Genomic DNA, 16,719 nt, shown 5'->3' with positions numbered 1-16,719 from the left:
TGTATTAGGTCTTATGATGTATGCCTTATGGCGTATGTCCCATCACCGAACAGTTTTAGATAGAAAAGCCGATTTGAGATGTTTTTAGGTACAAGTCCCCGGAAGCATCCGCGAATCGCCTCTAAAATCTAAAATCTGAAATCTAAAATCGGATGATTTATTTGTGTGAACCAGCTTTATGAGTGAATCAACCAATCCACCGCTATCTCCACCAGTTTCTCGACGAACCGCCCTCAAATTCCTCGGAGTCGGTGCCGCAGGCGGGCTGCTGGGCTACTCTCGATTGTCCAAGCCCGAACCCGCCGTTTTTGTGCAAGATACTCTTGACTTGCCGCGAATGCTGAATAAACCCAAAACCGTTGCAGTTGTCGGCGCAGGATTAGCAGGGCTCGCCTGTGCTTACGAACTGAGTCAGCGGGGTTTCGCCGTGACGCTGTTGGACAAATCGCCCCAACTCGGCGGTAAAATTGCTAGTTGGCCGATACAAGTCGGCAACGAAACCTTTATGATGGAACACGGTTTTCACGGTTTTTTTCCGCAATACTACAACCTCAAAAGTGTGGTCAAAGAACTAGAAATTACCGATAACTTTGTATCTTTAGAATCCTACGCCGTTGTGTTTCGAGACGGCAAATACCAACCAGAAGTTTTCCGTCCCAACCATTCAGCTTTCCCCTGGAATATCGTTGATTTGGGGATATCTTCTCCGAATAGGCTCAAGTGGGGAATCAACCTGACAAAACCCGCTCACTGGCAAGTTTTTCGGGAAATCGGCGGTTTTCAAACTCAAAAAAGTTTCGCTCGCCTCGACAACATATCAGTTGCCGACTGGGTAAAAGGTGAATTCCCGCGCGGACTTTACGACTTGTATTTTCTGCCTTTTGCCAAGTCCAGTCTCAACGCTCCCGACGAATTGAGCGTAGGAGAATTAATGCAATTCTTCCACTTTTACTTTTTCGGAAATCCAGAAGGTTTGGCCTTCAACGGCACGCGGCAAGATATGGGCACGAGTTTGGTGCAGCCGATTGCCAGATCCATTGAAAGTAAAGGTGGCAAAGTATTGACAGATGTCGCAGTTAGCGGAATTCACTGGGAAAACGGTCAGATTGATTCTTTGACTTATCAGTCTGGAGACGTGCAGAGTAAAGTACCTTTTTGGGTAAAGCGAAACGCGCTGTTAACTGACAGCAACTCTACGGAATATTTCGGCGCTGGCGACAGCGTGTTTGCCGCCGCACCCGGAGGAAAAGAGGCAATTTCTCTGAGCTGTACTCACCAAGGCTGCACGGTTCAGAAACAAAATGACGGTCAATTTCACTGTCCTTGTCATGGGGCAGTTTTTGATGCTGATGGGCGAGTTGTGAGCGGGCCTGCTCAACGGGATTTGCCTCGATTTAAAGTAGTTGATAAAAAATCCGATGAGATACAGTTAGCCACCGCTCCTAATAAGTCGCAACCGCAGAATGCAGGGGAAACATTGAAGGCTGATTATTATGTATTTGCGGCGGATGTTCCGGGGATGCAGCATTTGTTTAGTTTGGCCAGCGGTGAGGTGAATCCGCAGGTGCAGAGCCGAATTGAGGAATTGAAAATAGCCGATCCGTTTGCGGTTGGGCGTTTTTGGTTCGATCGCGATTTTGCCTGGGAACACAGCAATTTTAGTTCGCTTTCCGGCTACAAACTGACTGACAGCATCACACTTTACCACAAAATCCAGGATCAGTTCATCGAGTGGCATCAGAAAACTGGCGGTAGCGTAGTGGAACTGCACGCTTATTGTTACAAGGAGAAGGAATTCCCCAACCAGGAAGTTTTGCTGGCTACTTTTGAGCAAGAATTGTATGAAATTGTACCGGAATTAAAAGCAGCAACTCTGCTGCACCGGGAGTTGGTAAATCAAAAGAATTTCTCGGGCTATCCGCCCGGTAGTTATGCGGAAAGGCCGGAGACTTGCTGCGCTGTTCCCAATCTGTTGTTTGCGGGAGATTGGGTAAAAATGCCTTTTCCTTGCGGTTTAATGGAAAGGGCGGTGAGCAGCGGTTTGTTGGCAGCTAATGCTATTTTATACCAGGAGGGTTTGCAGAGGCGATCGCTCTTGACGGTGAATCCCGAAGGCGTGCTGAAAATCTAAGGTTTGCAGCGGGGCGGATTTTCAATCGTGTCCGCACGAATAAAAACTGGTTCGTAGTGAGGACTTTAGTCCTCAGGAGAAGAAGGACTAAAGTCCTAACTACGAACCTTAAAAAAAACTGGTTCGTAGTGAGGACTTTAGTCCGCATCCATAGAAGGACTAAAGTCCTAACTACGAACCTTTTTATTTTATTTCGAGTTAAATTAGCACACAAAACATTGGTTTATGGCTAAAAGAATCTGGTGGCAAAAACCGCAAATCCGCACCGACGAAGAACAGCAATTGCACCGAAAAGTTAGCTGGCTGGAACTCTTTTTTGACCTGGTATTCGTAGTTATTATTGCCGAATTATCGCACAATTTGGCGATCGATGTTTCTTGGGTAGGCGCGGGTAAATACATCTTGCTATTCTTGCCCGCGTGGTGGGTTTGGATCGGTGCAACTTACTATAATGAGCGGTTTGAGACAGAAGGAATTGAAAATCGATTGTTTACGTTTCTCCTAATTTTGGCTGTAGCGGGATTGGCGGTATTTTCCCACCACGGTTTAGGAGAAACCTCTGTGGGTTTTGCCTTATCTTACGTATTTGCGCGATCGATCGTAACTGTTCTCTGGTGGCGTGCTGGTTACCACGAACCGAGTTTCCGCCCAACTGCGAAACGGTTTGTCATTGGTTCTAGTATTTCGATCGCCTTTTTTATCTTATCCGTTTTCGCACCTCCCCCAACACGTTTTATCTTGTGGGTAATTGGCTTATTTGTAGATATCAATACCCCGATATTTACCCTCAGACACCAATCAAAACTCCCCCAATTTAGCAGTTCCAGACTTCCCGAAAGATACGGACTATTTATGATTATAGTTTTGGGGGAAGCCGTAGTCAGCGTAGTTCAAGGATTAGCCGCCAAAGAACACTTTGAATTCGCCCATGCCATCACTGGAATTCTGGGAATGACGCTGATTTTCGGTATATGGTGGATATACTTTGATTTTGTCGCTCGCAGGCCTCCAAAACCTGCAACTGGTTGGGTATTTGCTTGGGGATATTTGCATATGCCGCTGGTAATGTCGGTGACGGCAACGGCGGCAGGAATCAACAATGTAATTGCCTCGAAAGCAACAGTGCTGCCTTTGAACGTGCGGTGCTTAATTTGTGGTTCTTTAGCGATTTCTTTAGCTGTGATTGCTCTACTAGAAACCACTTTGCGCCGAGATGAGGACGAACCCGCTCACCCGATATGGAGTCCTGCCTTAAAGTTAGCTGCGGCGGTTGTGACACTAATTGTAGGTCTTTTCGGAGGATTAGGAGCGATCGCTCTCCTGAGTTTGTTGGTAATATTACTAGCAATTCAGATGAGTTACGGTTTGTGGGTGTGGTTTCGCTGAGGAGAAAAGTCAGAGCTTGGGAACAAAAAAACATCCGCGTGGCTTTGGGTGCATCTGCGGGTAAAATGTTGAATGAGTATAAAGCAAGAATAGATGCTGAAGAGTAACTGGAAAATTCCCAATAAATCTGTAACGTTTGATGATTTTGCAACAGAATACGATTTCGCTGCCACCTTGGAAAGCCAGAACGATTTTTTTACTAAAAATCTGTCTTCCAACAAAGGTACAGCATTAGATATTGGCTGCGGTTCTGGCATTCTGGCTTGGGAATTAGCTAAGTATTACGAGCGTGTAGTGGCGGTAGATTTATCAGCAAAAATGCTGGCTATTGCTAGTCAAAAACGCTCAGCCCCCAATATCGAATACATCCAAATGGATGCCAGTCAATTAGCGCTCGATCGCCAATTTGATTTAATAGTTAGTGCCACCACTTTTCACCACCTACCCAACCTACCCGTCGCCCTCTCAGGCATTAAGAACTTGTTAAATCGGCAGGGTAAAATTGTCTTTTTAGATAATGTCTCGGAAGTCGAAACACCAGCCACCCTCGGCTACATTATAGGTGCAATTAGAGATTTTATTCCCGATTGTTCTAAATACGGATTTCGCGATGCTTCAAGATTGTTGAAATTTAGATTGTCGCCAAGCTGGTTGAAGCATTTAGCGAGCGACAGGTATTTGTCAGAAGGGAGATTTAAAAGAATTTACGGCCGTTGCTTTCCCGGCTGTTATTTTGTAAGATTGGGTTGTTCTATGGGCGTAATTTGGGAAAATTTGTAATGCAAAATAATGCGATCGAATCGATATCTGCAAGGGGAGAAAAAACTCACATCCGCGAGTTGGGCATTAATTTGGAGCAATGGTATGCAGTCGCCCGCAGCACAGAGGTACAGAGTCAGCCCCTAGCTGTGATATTGTGGCATCGGGCGATCGCACTTTTCCGCGACAGTACAGGCAAAATCAACGCTTTAGAAGATAGGTGCCCGCACCGACAAGTTAAACTCAGCCACGGCAAAGTTAAAGGCGATTTAATCGAATGCGCTTACCACGGATGGCGATTAAATGCAAGCGGAGAATGCGCCGAAGTCGATTATTTAGCAGAAAACCAAAAGCTACCTAACTGCAAAATTCGCTCCTATCCAGTCAAGGAGCAAAACGGTTTTATCTGGCTGTTTCCCGGCGACAAAACCCAAGCCGAAAAAATAGATTTATTGGATTTGCCCGAGTGGGAACATCTCAATTATATTGCCACAGTCTCAGTCATCGACTGTCAGGCACACTATTCATTTTTAATTGAAAATTTGATGGATATGTACCACGGACACTTGCACGATGATTGGCAAGCTTGGGCAAATCCGGTATTAGATAGTTTAGCAGAAGACGAGCATCAAGTAACAGCTCGCTATCAAGCACAAAGTTATTACAAAATAGATAAAATTTGGTCAATTTCCCAGTTATTTTTTAAGTCTCTGCGCCGACTGCACCCGGAACCGCTTGACGTGAGTTATGTTTACCCGAACTGGGTTTCAACATTGGGAAGCGACTTTAAGATTTACTGCTTAGTTTGCCCGGTAAGCGAGACAGCAACTCGCGCTTATTTAGTTCATTTTACCTCATTAAATGCGTTTTGGCGGCTGCACAAATTGCCTGTGTGGTTTCGCAAGTTTATCAAAGATAGCTGTTTCGGTGCCGCTCAAAAGTTATTAGATGGTTTGGTGCGGCAGGATGTGTTAATGATTGAGGAAGAACAGCAGGCTTTTTTGCAGAATTCGGAAAGAAAGAGTTACGAATTAAATCGGGCGTTGGGTAGCGTGCAAAAGTTGATGAGAAGTCAGGCAGAAAATGGGTGATTCAGCCGCAGATTGACATCTGCGGCGCGACGAATGGAACCAGCCTGCACAGGCTAAGTTGAGAGTTCGCCTTTCCAAGCTTGAGCATGGTATTCTAGCAACAGGGAAAATTGACTTTCGGGAAGCAATTACCAACCACACCTAACACAGGAACCAAGCATGAACCGTGTCAGCATCAAGGGTGAACAACATCCGATTAAAAAAATCTTTAGCGATGACTTTATGTTCACCATTCCCCTCTACCAGCGTCCCTATGCTTGGACAAAGGAGGAAGCTGGGGAACTGCTGGAAGACCTGCTAACATTCTTGGGAGATGGTAACGAGACGATTGATGAACTCAACCCCTACTTTCTAGGCAGCATAGTTTTGATTAAATCGGAGCAGCCAGCCGCTGAAATTGTAGATGGTCAGCAACGTCTAACGACTCTCACCATACTACTAGCTGCTCTCAGGGCATCATTGCCAACAGAACACGCCAATGACTTGACCACTTTTCTATACCAAAGAGGCAGCTTGATTGCGGGTACTCCTAATCGTTACCGTTTGACTTTGCGCGAGCGAGATGCAGACTTTTTCAAGGAATATATTCAAAATGAAGGTGGTATTAACAAGCTCAAAGAGTTGAACAGTGTTGAGCTGATGGATAGTCAGAAGCTGATTAAAGAAAATGCACATTTATTCTTGCAACGTTTCCATGCAATAGGCGAACATTGCTGTATACGCCTTGCCCAGTTCATCATTACTCAGTGCTTCTTAGTAGTGGTTTCTACGCCTGACTTTGACTCTGCATATCGGATATTCTCTGTGTTGAACAATAGGGGATTAGATCTTTCTGTAACTGATATCTTGAAAGCTGACATTATCGGAAAAATACCCGAAAGTCAACAAGAAAAATATACTAAAAAGTGGGAAGATACCGAGGAGAATCTGGGACGCGAGTTATTCAAAGATTTGTTTTCTCATATTCGCATGATTAAGGAAAAGAAAAAACTTAGCAAGAGTATCCTTAAAGAGTTTCAAGAAAACATCAATCCTGCGGCTGGGCCTCAGCAATTCATTGATGAAATTTTAGCTCCTTATGCTAAGGCTTTTTCGGACATTTACAACTTAACCTATGAAAGCGAGGCGCGTGCACAGGAAATTAATCAACTATTTAAATGGTTAAACAAAATTGATAATTTTGACTGGGTACCACCTGCCATTCTCTACCTATCTCGCAACCGTAACCGTAATAACCCCGATAATTTGCTGCGTTTCTTTAGAGATTTAGACCGCCTTGCCGCAGGTTTAATGATTGTCCGCGCCAATATCAATGAGCGCATAGAACGTTACAGCAGATTGCTTACTGCTATTGAGCAAGAGGAAGATTTATTCAATTCCTATTCACCGCTCCAGTTTACTCCTGAAGAGTCAAACAATATCCTTAGAGTCCTCGATAGTGACCTTTACCTAATGCAAAAAATTCGTCGTTATGTTTTGGTGCGCTTAGATGCTGCTCTGTCAGAAGGTGAAGCATCTTACAACTTCTCCAACATTACTGTCGAGCACGTACTTCCCCAAAATCTAGGTGCTAATAGTGAGTGGATGAAGTGGTTTGCTAATCAGCAAGAGCACGCTCAATATGTACATCGTCTTGGCAACTTAGTTTTACTATCTTGTGCGAAAAACACTCTGGCACAAAATTATGATTTTGATGTAAAAAAACAGAAGTATTTCACCACTAAAACAGGTGTTTCACCCTTTGCACTTACTACCCAAGTGCTGCGGGAACAGGAATGGACGCCAGAAGTAATCGCTCGACGACAGAAAGAGCAGATTAATGTTCTCAAGAATCTTTGGCGCTTATAGGATAATTGAATTGGATATCAAATTGCTATTATCTGTCCATCAGCACAAAAGCCAGAGCTAAAATTAACAATCAAACCAGAAATTGCTTCGGGTGCATCTGGCGCAAGGAAGAGGGCGAAGCATGACCGCATATAAGTTATTAGTTATCATCTCCTATTTTCTGCGGTCATGCTTCGCCCCTACGCATATATTCGCTTGCATTGAGATGCACCCATTGCTTCAAGATTGAAAGCTAAAATCAAAGGAAAAGTTACTCATCCATAAATTAAAATAGAACCCTGTTGTTGGGTTCTCTTCTTGTTCTTGCGAACGAAACATGAAAAAAATTGGCGCGGCCTACACTGCTCTATCGAACAGTTCGGTCGTACATTACTGATTATAGCTTGCTTCTTAGCAGAAGGCAACCCATATTTCTAACTTGCCCGAAGGCTACACAGCCCAAAACCTACATCCGATGGCTCGATAGGATTGGTTACACCTCTGCTAAAAATCGCAATTCATCTGCGTTTATCTGCCCCTATCTGCGGTCAAAAAAATCTAAATCCCGCAGCACAAACCTTACTTTTTCGGCCGCTGCTGCTGGTAAACGCTGACAACTTTGTCCGCATAAGTAGCAGTGGCGCCACTTTTGCAAGCTGCGGATTCTCCTGTCATCCACCAGCAAGCGGCGCGGCGGATAGCGGTTAATTCATTGTTGCTGCTAGCTTTGTATTCGTCGCGCAGCAAATCGCCCACGATACAGGTAACAATTGTTTTGGCTTTTGTGGCGTCGGCTTCAAATTGTTGCGGTGTTAAATCTTGTTTGGTACAGAATTTTGCCCAGCGGGAAATATTATTCGGTAAAACTTGCCACTGACTGTACATTCCGTCATTTGCGGTTTGCGGCGGGGCGGCTTGTCGCAGCGCTTCTACGAGGGCGGAAACTTGCGCGTCGGTGACTGCGGCTGCGGCTGGAAGTGTTTGGAATCCGAGACTCACGATTAGGCTGCTGAGTAGTAGATTGGTTTTTGCGATCGATTTAAAGTTCATTCACAATTCCCTGTTTTAATCAAAGTTTCCTGCACAAGGTTTACCTGAAAGGCGATCGAATGCCTCTGTCTTAAGTATGATTTGCTTTTTAAATTTGAGGGCGATCGCGCTTATTATAGAAATTAGCCAAGAATTAAGATAAAATTGTGGAAGTACAACCCAGGGAAATTCGACGTTACACTACAGCAGAGGGTAGGGCACCATTTACCGAGTGGCTTGATGCCCTCCGCGATCGGAATGTTAGAGTTAGAATCAAATCTAGGCTTGACCGAGTTGAGCAAGGTAATCTCGGAGATGTCAAGTCAGTAAAAGAAGGAGTTTTTGAACTCAGAATTAATTATGGGCCGGGCTACCGCGTCTACTTCGGACAAGTTGGGTTGACAATTGTCGTCATCCTAGTAGCCGGAGATAAAAGCACTCAAGAACAAGACATTCGACAAGCTATAGTATACTGGGAAGATTATGAAAGACGTGAAAGCACCGACAAGTGATAGCTACCGCGAGTACCTAATTGAATCTCTCAAAGAGCCGGAAGAAGCTGCTGCCTATATCTGGGCTATTTTGGAAGAAAAAGACCCTGAACCCGCACTTTTGAGAAATGCTATCAGAAAGGTGATTGAGGCTAGAATCAGGATGAATGCTCTTTCGGAGTCGGCAAAAGAACATCACGAAAAACTCGACAAGATGCTGACTGAAAGCGGCGGTTCGGAAATTTACAGTTTGGTAGAATTGCTTGAAGCTTTAGGATTTAAACTAGAAATTAAGATCGCAAATATTGAGTTGCCGGCCGAGTCGGAATCAACAACTTTTGTGGAATCAGAATTATGCCCGGAACCTGCTAATCTATAACGAGTTGGAAGTCGATCGCATTCTGTGCATCGGTCAGGGCGGGTTTATAGATATTGTGAATGTGAATCAAAGATTTTTTGTGAACCCGCCCCTACAAATATGGTCGTTAATTCACCGAGAATCATATCACCGCTCTATCGCAAAATCTAACAGTCGGTGAGCCATTTCTAGCTTGCTGCAAGGTGCAATTTCTACTTGCTTCCCGGCGGTATTAATTAATATTGCTTGATTGGTATTGCTGCCGAAACCTGCACCTATTTTATCGATCGGGTTTGCGGCAATTACATCCAGCTTCTTAGCCCGCAATTTCTCCAACGCTGGCTTGACAATATCCCCAGTTTGTGCTGCAAAGCCGATGAGCTTTTGGTGCGGCTGCTTCAAGTTCCCCAACTCTGCCACAATATCGGCTACAGGCGCTAACGGTAAAGAATTGGGGAGCGATCGCTTTGGCAATTTCTGATTACTGCGATCGACTGGTTTGACATCCGCCACCGCCGCCGCCATCACCGTCAAATCGGCATCGTGAAAGCATTCTAGCATCGCCTGTCGCATTTCTTGGGCGCTGGTAACTGCGATCGCCCGTACACCAGACAGCGACAATTCCCCAGTTATGCTGTGTACCAGCGTCACAGCCGCGCCGCGATGCAGTGCAGCTTGCGCCAAAGCTATGCCCATTTTGCCGGTAGAAGGATTGCCGATAAACCGCACCGGATCGAGGTGTTCTCGGGTTCCTCCCGCGCTGATTAACACCCGTTTACCGGCTAAATCTCGATCGCCCTTGGTATACAACAGCGACTCAATATGAGGCAAAATCTCATGAGGTTCAGCCATTCTACCGACACCCGCGCGATCGCACGCCAGCATTCCCGCCCCCGGATTCGCCGCATGATAGCGCCGATAAGTCAACACTTCCCGCCAATTCCGCTGCACCGCAGGCTGTTCCCACATATCAGTATTCATCGCCGGCGCCAGCAAAATTGGGCAAGTAGAAGCTAAGACAGTATTAGTCAACAAATTATCAGCAAAACCCCCCGCCAGCTTAGCCAAAGTATTAGCAGTCAGGGGAGCGATCGCAAAAACTTCCGCCCATTCTCCCAGTTGAATGTGCAGCGGGCGGCCGTGATTTGCTTGCCAAAAATCCTTGTCTGTAAAAGCAGGATGGCGGGAAAGAGTAGCAAAAGTCAAAGGCGTGACAAACTCCCCGGCCGCATCCGTAAGAATTGCTTTAACTTCAGCTCCTGCTTTTGCTAAAGTTGAAACTACTTCACAAACTTTGTAAGCGGCAATCCCGCCACTAACGCCGATTAAAATTCGTCTACCTTTCACCATAGGATTTTATATTTTAGATAGGGAGCATCTCAGTTTTGCATATAGTGCGAGCGTCCCCGCTCGCGAGTATTATACTGCTCGCGAGCGGGGACGCTCGCACTATAATGAAAAATGCTTTTTTCAAAAATGAGATGATCCCTTTAGATAAAAAACGACTTACTTATAATATTATTTGGATATAAGATTGGTTGGTAGTGAGGACTTTAGTCCGCATCCATGAAGGACTAAAGTCCTCACTACCAACCTTGTTTCATATTTCAATAAAAAAGAATCAAGAAAGAAGTTGAGATGAAAACAGACAAAAATCCATAACTCATCTGTTCAATCCGCAACAAAATATGCTGCTAACTTCTTCCTCAATCCCGTCGAAATTTTGAGCTAGATTTTTAAGCCTATGCTTCGTCGTAGGCTTCCATATCCAGAAGGTGGAGATAGGGTTCAACCATCTCCGGCCGCTGAAAGGCAAGCGATCGCAACAAATGCCAATCATTCAATCCCTCAAAAGGATCTGTATAATCGTCAACCTCCAAACGGACAGCCAATTCTGCCACGTCCTGAGAAGTAAGTACAGCAATATCGCGCGATGCTTTGGTTAAAGTTTTCATTTTTTGACCCTGCCCGAGACTTCCGCCATACTATATCCTAAGCCTTTAATCAGATTTAGACACAGTTTCTACAACAAAACTTCGCATTACATCTACAACTTCCGGCAGAATCTCGTGTCCCATGTTAAATTCTCGATACTGCACGGGTGCTCCCCAAGCAGTCAAACTCTCGCGCGATCGCACCGCAGCACTAACGGGCACAATATTATCTTGAGTACCGTGCACGATCGAAACAGGCGGCAAAGCACTCCCAGCAACGGGCGAAATCGACGAGTGCAAATAACCGCTCAGACAAATTAAACCAGCTACGGGCAAAGTCAAACCCACATCCAGAGTCATCGCCCCGCCTTGAGAAAAGCCTCCTAAAATCGTGCGAGACAAAGGCACGCCCGTGCTGCTTTCCAAAGACAGCAATAATTCCTTCAGCAATTCCCTGCTTTCTACCAATCCCTCAGCATCTTTGTTTGCCAAGTCATACCACATTTTGCCACCCATTACCTGGGGATGGGGAAACGGAGCATCGGGAAACACAAACTGATAATCCGGCAAATTGAAAGCCGGTGCTAACGCAGTCAAATCCCGAGCATTAGCACCCCATCCGTGCAAAGCGACAATTAAAGCGACTGGTTTGCGATCGGTGGTTGGCGGAATGCTAATAAATTGTAAAGACATCGTAATTAGTAATTGGTAATCAGACCTTACTACAATGATAAATTGTCGCGGCGCGTAAAATCCCAGATATTTGTTTTCGGTAATATTTAAATGTAAATTAGGATGTGCTTGCTAATATCGTTTCCGGTTGCATCGGTATTGTTTAAACTGTCAACTGTCAATTAAGGATCGCAAATTAAATAATTTATACATATTTGTGGGATGGGCGTCCCGCCCGTCTAGAAAGAACGGGTTCTCCCGCCCATCCCACAATAACAATAAAAATTGTAAGTTATTTAATTCTCATTCCTAAGAGGGCCCGCACTCTTGGCACCGCCATATAACTGTCAACTGTCAACTGTCAACTGTCAACTGTCAACTGACGCGTACCGCTGATGAAATATTAGCAACTGATTGCTCGGGCTGTTGCCGCACGGGTACCTCAATCCAGAATTCAGTTCCCTCTCCCGGAGCCGATACGCACCTGAGCGAACCTTGATGTTTTTCCACTATTTGATAGCTAATCGACAATCCCAATCCGGTACCTTTGCCTACAGGTTTGGTAGTAAAAAATGGCTCAAACAAACGTTGTTTTACCTTCTCCGTCATGCCCGCTCCATTGTCCGCGATCCGCACGCACGCACAATTATAACTTAAAAGTTCAGTGCGAATCACAATGGTAGGTAAAAAAGGCGACTCTGAGGAAGATTTTGCGATTAAATGTTTATTTTTTTCGCCGTCATACAAAACATCAATCGCATTGCTTAAAATATTCATGAATACCTGATTTAATTGTCCTGCCCAGCACTCCACCAAGGGCAATTTGCCGTATTCTTTGATAATTTTAATGCCGGGAAAATCACCGCTAGCTTTTAGCCTACCGTCCAAAATCATCAAGGTACTGTCAAGGCCTTCGTGAAGATCGACCGACTTCATTTCAGCTTCATCCAAACGCGAAAAATTTCGCAGAGAAAGCACAATCTGGCGGATGCGTTCGGCTCCTACATTCATCGATTTTAGGAGTTTAGGCAAGTCTTCACTAATGAATTCCAAATCGATCTCTTGTAGTTTTCCTTGTACTTCTGGCGTTGGGTTGGGATATTGCTGCTGGTATATTTTCACAAGTTCCAGCAAGTTTTGAGTATATTCGCCTGTATGGCTCAGGTTGCCAGAAATAAAGCAGACAGGATTGTTAATTTCGTGAGCGACTCCAGCCACCAACTGCCCCAAGCTGGACATTTTTTCAGTTTGGATTAGTTTTAATTGCGCTGACTGTAAATTTGTCAGTGCCGTTTCTAGTTCAGCGGTGCGCTCTTTTAGTTGAATTGTACGATCGCGCACTTGGTGTTCTACTTTGGCTGTACGTCCTAGAGACATCAACAGGTAAGCCGTCAAGCTGCCACTCATCAAAAGCCCGATCGCGCCAATTGCCAGCGAACCCTCATGGGCGCTCAGACTATCGTACCCCTTTCCCGGCAAAACTAGCAGCATCCACTGGCGGTCTGCTACGTTGAATGTGCGAGTGCAAGTACTCTTATTTTCACAGATAGGTTGCCGGAGATTAGTTAACTCTGGATGTTCTAGTTGTGGATTATCTATAAACTGCTTGGTTTGCGAGTCGTAGCGCATCAAAAACCGTTCTTTTTCTGTGGCGGAGTTGTCATAGAGATAAAAATTTATGTGGTCTAAATTCAGTGATTCTAAATAAAAATTGACCATATTGGTAATCTGAAACACACCTGAAATCACTCCCCTGAGGTTTTCGCGGCTGTTTGCCGAGTTATCTGGAGAACTTGCGCGGCCAGGTACTGGCAGAAATAGTTGCACTCCAGGTCTATCGTTCTTAATTAATTTAATCTTCCCCGAAGCAGCTATTTTCCCGGTATTCACCGACTTCTCTAAAGCTGCTTTGCGTTCGGGATTGGAAGCCAGATCGAAACCCAGTGATTTTGTATCTGCTTCCAGGGCTTCTCTGTACGTGACAGGAAAATATTCCGATCGCGCTTTTACTGGTACAGGCTTTTTGTCAGCATCTCGCTCGTAGATTTGAAATGCCCGAAAACCTTCGGCTCGAATTGTCTGTTCGTAAGCTGCTTTGTCCGCAGCCGGGACGCGCAAAACCCAGTTTACAGAAAAGACGGCAGCATTTCGGGACAGTGCCGGTTGAACGAATTCCCTCAAATCTTGTCTGCTAACTTCAGCAGATGCGCTGTAGAATGCTTGAATTGAGTACAGAAAATCTAAGTTTTTGTTGATGCTTTGCTGTAAAGTCGCATTCAGGCGATCGGCTTGCTGATGAAATTCTGCTGCCATCCGCTGATTTTCCCAATTCCAGACAACGGCAGCCGCTATCAATGACAAGCCGGCACCCGTGCAAAGAGTCAACGCTGCTGGAATGTAGCGGCGATACGACTGTAAATTTTTCGTCAGTGAATTAAACCAATTGCTCGCAACATTCATATTTCCAGAGTTTTTGGCACCGGAGTGCGATTCGTTTAAATAGTTCTGAATTTCCTTGATAACACGATCGACAGCGCAGAAACAAGATTGTGTCAAAACTTAAGATCGCACAAATATGAATTTATCTTCATAAAGTTCGGTTTCTACGAAAATATTAGTTTGGTAACGACAATATAACAATTACTTTACCTCAGTATAGTGCGCCGAATGCACCTTACACAAGTAGCAATTCGCACTTGATTGTTAAATTTGAGTGGGCGCTACACACCTTGCCTAAATAGCAATTTGCACTTAACCGTCAACACGAAGGTGCGCTTATTACTTTGTGCGAGTAATAATTCGCACCTTTGTGTTGATTTAATTGTATGCAACCCACACCTTACTCAAGTGGCAATTTGCACCTTACAAAATAGTCCCAATTTCCTTCAAATACACCCGAGTAAACGGTTCCCCATCCTCCAGACTGTACTGTTCGATCAAACCTTGGCGGCGGATAGAAATACTATTGCCTTCCCGCACCACCACAGTATCATCATCAGTGCTTTCCCTGAGCAAAATCATCTCTGTTTCCCCCGGATTATCCAGCACCACCATATTACTGCCCTGATAAAACATTCCCTCAGCTTCCAAAACATTTTCGGGATATTCAGCAATCAACAAATCGAGTTTAGGATTTCGCAGCAAAGTTTGCACATTAAGATTGTAATTTTTATGCAAAACCTTTTCAGAACGGTTGACAAAAAGTCCAGTGCGACAAACAGCACCGATTGTCCAATCAGGATGTTGCAACAGAATGTGGTCAATTGTTTCTTGCAGTTCGTGTACCGAAATTCGGTTGAACGTAATAATCGGAATTCTGGCTGACTTTCCAGAATCAAAGAAAGTATCAATAATATGTGAAGGCACATCAACCCCTTCTCCGACAGCCGGGTTGAGGTGCATAAAAATTCCCGGCGCGGCATTGATTTCGATAATCCCAAAATTCCCGGTTTTCCAAGATTTGGCGAGAGTTTCTGTGACAACATCAATCCCCAAACAAGTTAACCGAAAATGCAGGGCGATATCTTGAGCTAAAACAATGTTATCCGGGTGAATGGTGCGGGTAGCATCGATGCTGACGCCGCCTGCGGAAAGATTGGCTACTTTGCGAAGAGATACAGTGCGATCGCGCTCTACGACACTATCCAATGACAGCCCTTGTTGTTCCAGGTACATTTCCATCGCTTCGTCGGACTGAATTTTGCTCATCGCCGAAGTTGGCGTGTCCAAGCGTTCTGGTTTGCGGTTTTCGCGGCGGATCAATTCCCGAATAGTTGACTCGCCGTCCCCTGTTACCCAAGCGGGCCGACGTTCAGTTGCAGAAACAAACTTGCCGTCAACGCACAGCAGCCTAAAATCCGCTCCTTTGATGCTATTTTCCACAATAACTCGCACGGGCCATGTTTCGGGAATTGCGTTAACTGCTCTTTTAAAAGCCGCCTGCAATTCTTCTGCATCTCGGATATCTGCGGTGACGCCAATTCCTTTATGACCGACTACTGGTTTGATAGCAACTGGGTAGCCAATTTCTCTTGCAACTCCCAGAGCTCCGTTTTCTGTGGAGACGATATCGCCTTTGGGAACTGGAAATCCTAAGGTAGCAAGAAAAGCTTTACAATCATCTTTGCGTGTGGTAAAATCCGAGTCTAAATGACTGTCGGAATCAAAAGTTGTGGCAGAGCCACGCACCAGTTTTTTACCGTAACCGTATTGCATCAATCCTTCATCCCACAAATAAAATGTGGGAATGCCTTTTTGGGATGCCGATCGCATTAATGAATAAACTGTCGGGCCTCCGTAAACAGACTGGCGGAACATATTTTGCAGCGCGCCAATTTGTGCTTCTAGGGGGAAATCTTGATTTTGATTGATGGCTTCAAACCAATCCCAAACAGCGTAAACTACGGCTCTGGCGCTGCGGGCATGAAGTGCTTCTATGCTGATTCTGCTAAAGTGAGAAAATGGTTTGACGTTCCAGTGTTGGAAGTGCAAACCCATGTCGAGTTTTGCTACTTCTGAGGCGGTGCGGCCGAACAGTTGGGCGTGGTTCGTGAAGGTTTCGCCTAGTAGTTGCGGGTAGCGATCGCCAATAATTTCATGATAATGTGCGATCGGCTGTGGTGCGATCGCCTCCGTCACCGCAAAATCGAAAACTAAAGCCGCTGTTTCTAAATAAGGGTTTGGCCCGATGTAATGTTTGAAGTTGAAAATATCAAAAACATCGGTTTTTCTAGCATTGACGCGGGTTGTCTCGGTATTTTTTTCTTGAAGCATTTTTTGACCTCCTTTGAGCTAACTTGTCACACTAGCTCTCTTGTCGGCGCATTGGATACTACCTGCGGGCATAGATATTAGAACTCTTGCAAAAATACAAAGCACCCCATCCCAACCCGAACCTTGAATCAGGTCCGGGAGCAAGATTATTCTTGTTTCCCCCCTTGTTAAGGGGGGACTTGCGGGGGGTGAATTTGACGGGAGCAAGAGCTCTATTGTAGAGTCTCAGACAGATGAGGTATTTCCGGTAATCGGTAATCGATCGCGC

At 45.1% G+C, this 16,719-nt stretch carries 13 protein-coding genes; 7 read left to right on the top strand and 6 right to left on the bottom strand.

Going from position 1 to position 16,719, the window contains the following annotated elements:
- Window positions 1-178: 178 nt before the first annotated feature.
- The 5 genes from JGK11_RS02990 (at window position 179) to JGK11_RS02970 (ending at window position 7,215) form a co-directional block, all read left to right on the top strand.
- Window positions 179-2,131 (top strand): FAD-dependent oxidoreductase, encoded by a 1,953-nt coding sequence (locus JGK11_RS02990; RefSeq protein WP_293176322.1) that lies wholly within the window; start codon window positions 179-181, stop codon window positions 2,129-2,131.
- 225 nt (window positions 2,132-2,356) lie between these two features.
- Window positions 2,357-3,517 (top strand): low temperature requirement protein A, encoded by a 1,161-nt coding sequence (locus tag JGK11_RS02985; RefSeq protein ID WP_293176320.1) that lies wholly within the window; start codon window positions 2,357-2,359, stop codon window positions 3,515-3,517.
- A 93-nt stretch (window positions 3,518-3,610) separates the two neighbouring features.
- Window positions 3,611-4,297, top strand: coding sequence for a class I SAM-dependent methyltransferase (locus JGK11_RS02980; protein ID WP_293176318.1), 687 nt, complete (start codon window positions 3,611-3,613; stop codon window positions 4,295-4,297).
- The gene (locus JGK11_RS02975; protein WP_293196325.1) at window positions 4,297-5,367 is read left to right on the top strand and encodes an aromatic ring-hydroxylating dioxygenase subunit alpha; all 1,071 of its coding nucleotides are present in this window, start codon (window positions 4,297-4,299) and stop codon (window positions 5,365-5,367) included. The genes JGK11_RS02980 and JGK11_RS02975 overlap by 1 nt, the downstream gene beginning before the upstream one ends.
- 159 nt (window positions 5,368-5,526) lie before the next feature.
- A complete protein-coding gene (locus JGK11_RS02970; protein ID WP_293196323.1) occupies window positions 5,527-7,215 on the top strand; it encodes a DUF262 domain-containing HNH endonuclease family protein in 1,689 nt (562 codons plus the stop codon).
- Between the two features lie 558 nt (window positions 7,216-7,773).
- Here JGK11_RS02970 and JGK11_RS02965 read toward each other — a convergent pair.
- On the bottom strand, window positions 7,774-8,244 hold the full coding sequence (locus JGK11_RS02965) for a hypothetical protein (protein ID WP_293210501.1): 471 nt from the start codon (window positions 8,242-8,244) through the stop codon (window positions 7,774-7,776).
- A 146-nt stretch (window positions 8,245-8,390) separates the two neighbouring features.
- Between JGK11_RS02965 and JGK11_RS02960 the strand changes: the two genes are divergently transcribed.
- On the top strand, window positions 8,391-8,735 hold the full coding sequence (locus tag JGK11_RS02960) for a type II toxin-antitoxin system RelE/ParE family toxin (RefSeq protein WP_293176310.1): 345 nt from the start codon (window positions 8,391-8,393) through the stop codon (window positions 8,733-8,735).
- A complete protein-coding gene (locus tag JGK11_RS02955; RefSeq protein WP_293196319.1) occupies window positions 8,707-9,093 on the top strand; it encodes a transcriptional regulator in 387 nt (128 codons plus the stop codon). Before JGK11_RS02960 ends, JGK11_RS02955 begins: the two co-directional genes overlap by 29 nt.
- 126 nt (window positions 9,094-9,219) lie before the next feature.
- On the opposite strand, the gene coaBC is transcribed toward JGK11_RS02955, so the two are convergent.
- From coaBC to JGK11_RS02930, 5 genes are all read right to left on the bottom strand, one after another.
- Window positions 9,220-10,422, bottom strand: a complete 1,203-nt coding sequence (coaBC, locus tag JGK11_RS02950) for a bifunctional phosphopantothenoylcysteine decarboxylase/phosphopantothenate--cysteine ligase CoaBC (RefSeq protein WP_363319089.1) — start codon at window positions 10,420-10,422, stop codon at window positions 9,220-9,222.
- A gap of 392 nt (window positions 10,423-10,814) precedes the next feature.
- Window positions 10,815-11,027 carry a DUF2555 domain-containing protein gene (locus tag JGK11_RS02945; protein WP_106150386.1) on the bottom strand — a complete coding sequence of 71 codons (213 nt, stop codon included), beginning with the start codon at window positions 11,025-11,027 and terminating at the stop codon, window positions 10,815-10,817.
- Window positions 11,028-11,072: 45 nt separating this feature from the next.
- Window positions 11,073-11,699 carry an alpha/beta hydrolase gene (locus JGK11_RS02940; protein WP_293176306.1) on the bottom strand — a complete coding sequence of 209 codons (627 nt, stop codon included), beginning with the start codon at window positions 11,697-11,699 and terminating at the stop codon, window positions 11,073-11,075.
- Window positions 11,700-12,053: 354 nt separating this feature from the next.
- Window positions 12,054-14,138 carry a CHASE domain-containing protein gene (locus JGK11_RS02935; protein ID WP_293210499.1) on the bottom strand — a complete coding sequence of 695 codons (2,085 nt, stop codon included), beginning with the start codon at window positions 14,136-14,138 and terminating at the stop codon, window positions 12,054-12,056.
- A 402-nt stretch (window positions 14,139-14,540) separates the two neighbouring features.
- Complete coding sequence (locus JGK11_RS02930) at window positions 14,541-16,451, bottom strand: acetate--CoA ligase family protein (protein ID WP_293210496.1); 1,911 nt, start codon at window positions 16,449-16,451, stop codon at window positions 14,541-14,543.
- Window positions 16,452-16,719: the final 268 nt, after the last annotated feature.

The sequence above is a fragment of the Microcoleus sp. PH2017_34_RAT_O_A genome, assembly GCF_020737885.1.
Classification (GTDB): domain Bacteria; phylum Cyanobacteriota; class Cyanobacteriia; order Cyanobacteriales; family Microcoleaceae; genus Microcoleus.
Note: the sequence above shows the minus strand (reverse complement) of the source record. Positions and strands in the feature narration are given on the sequence as shown.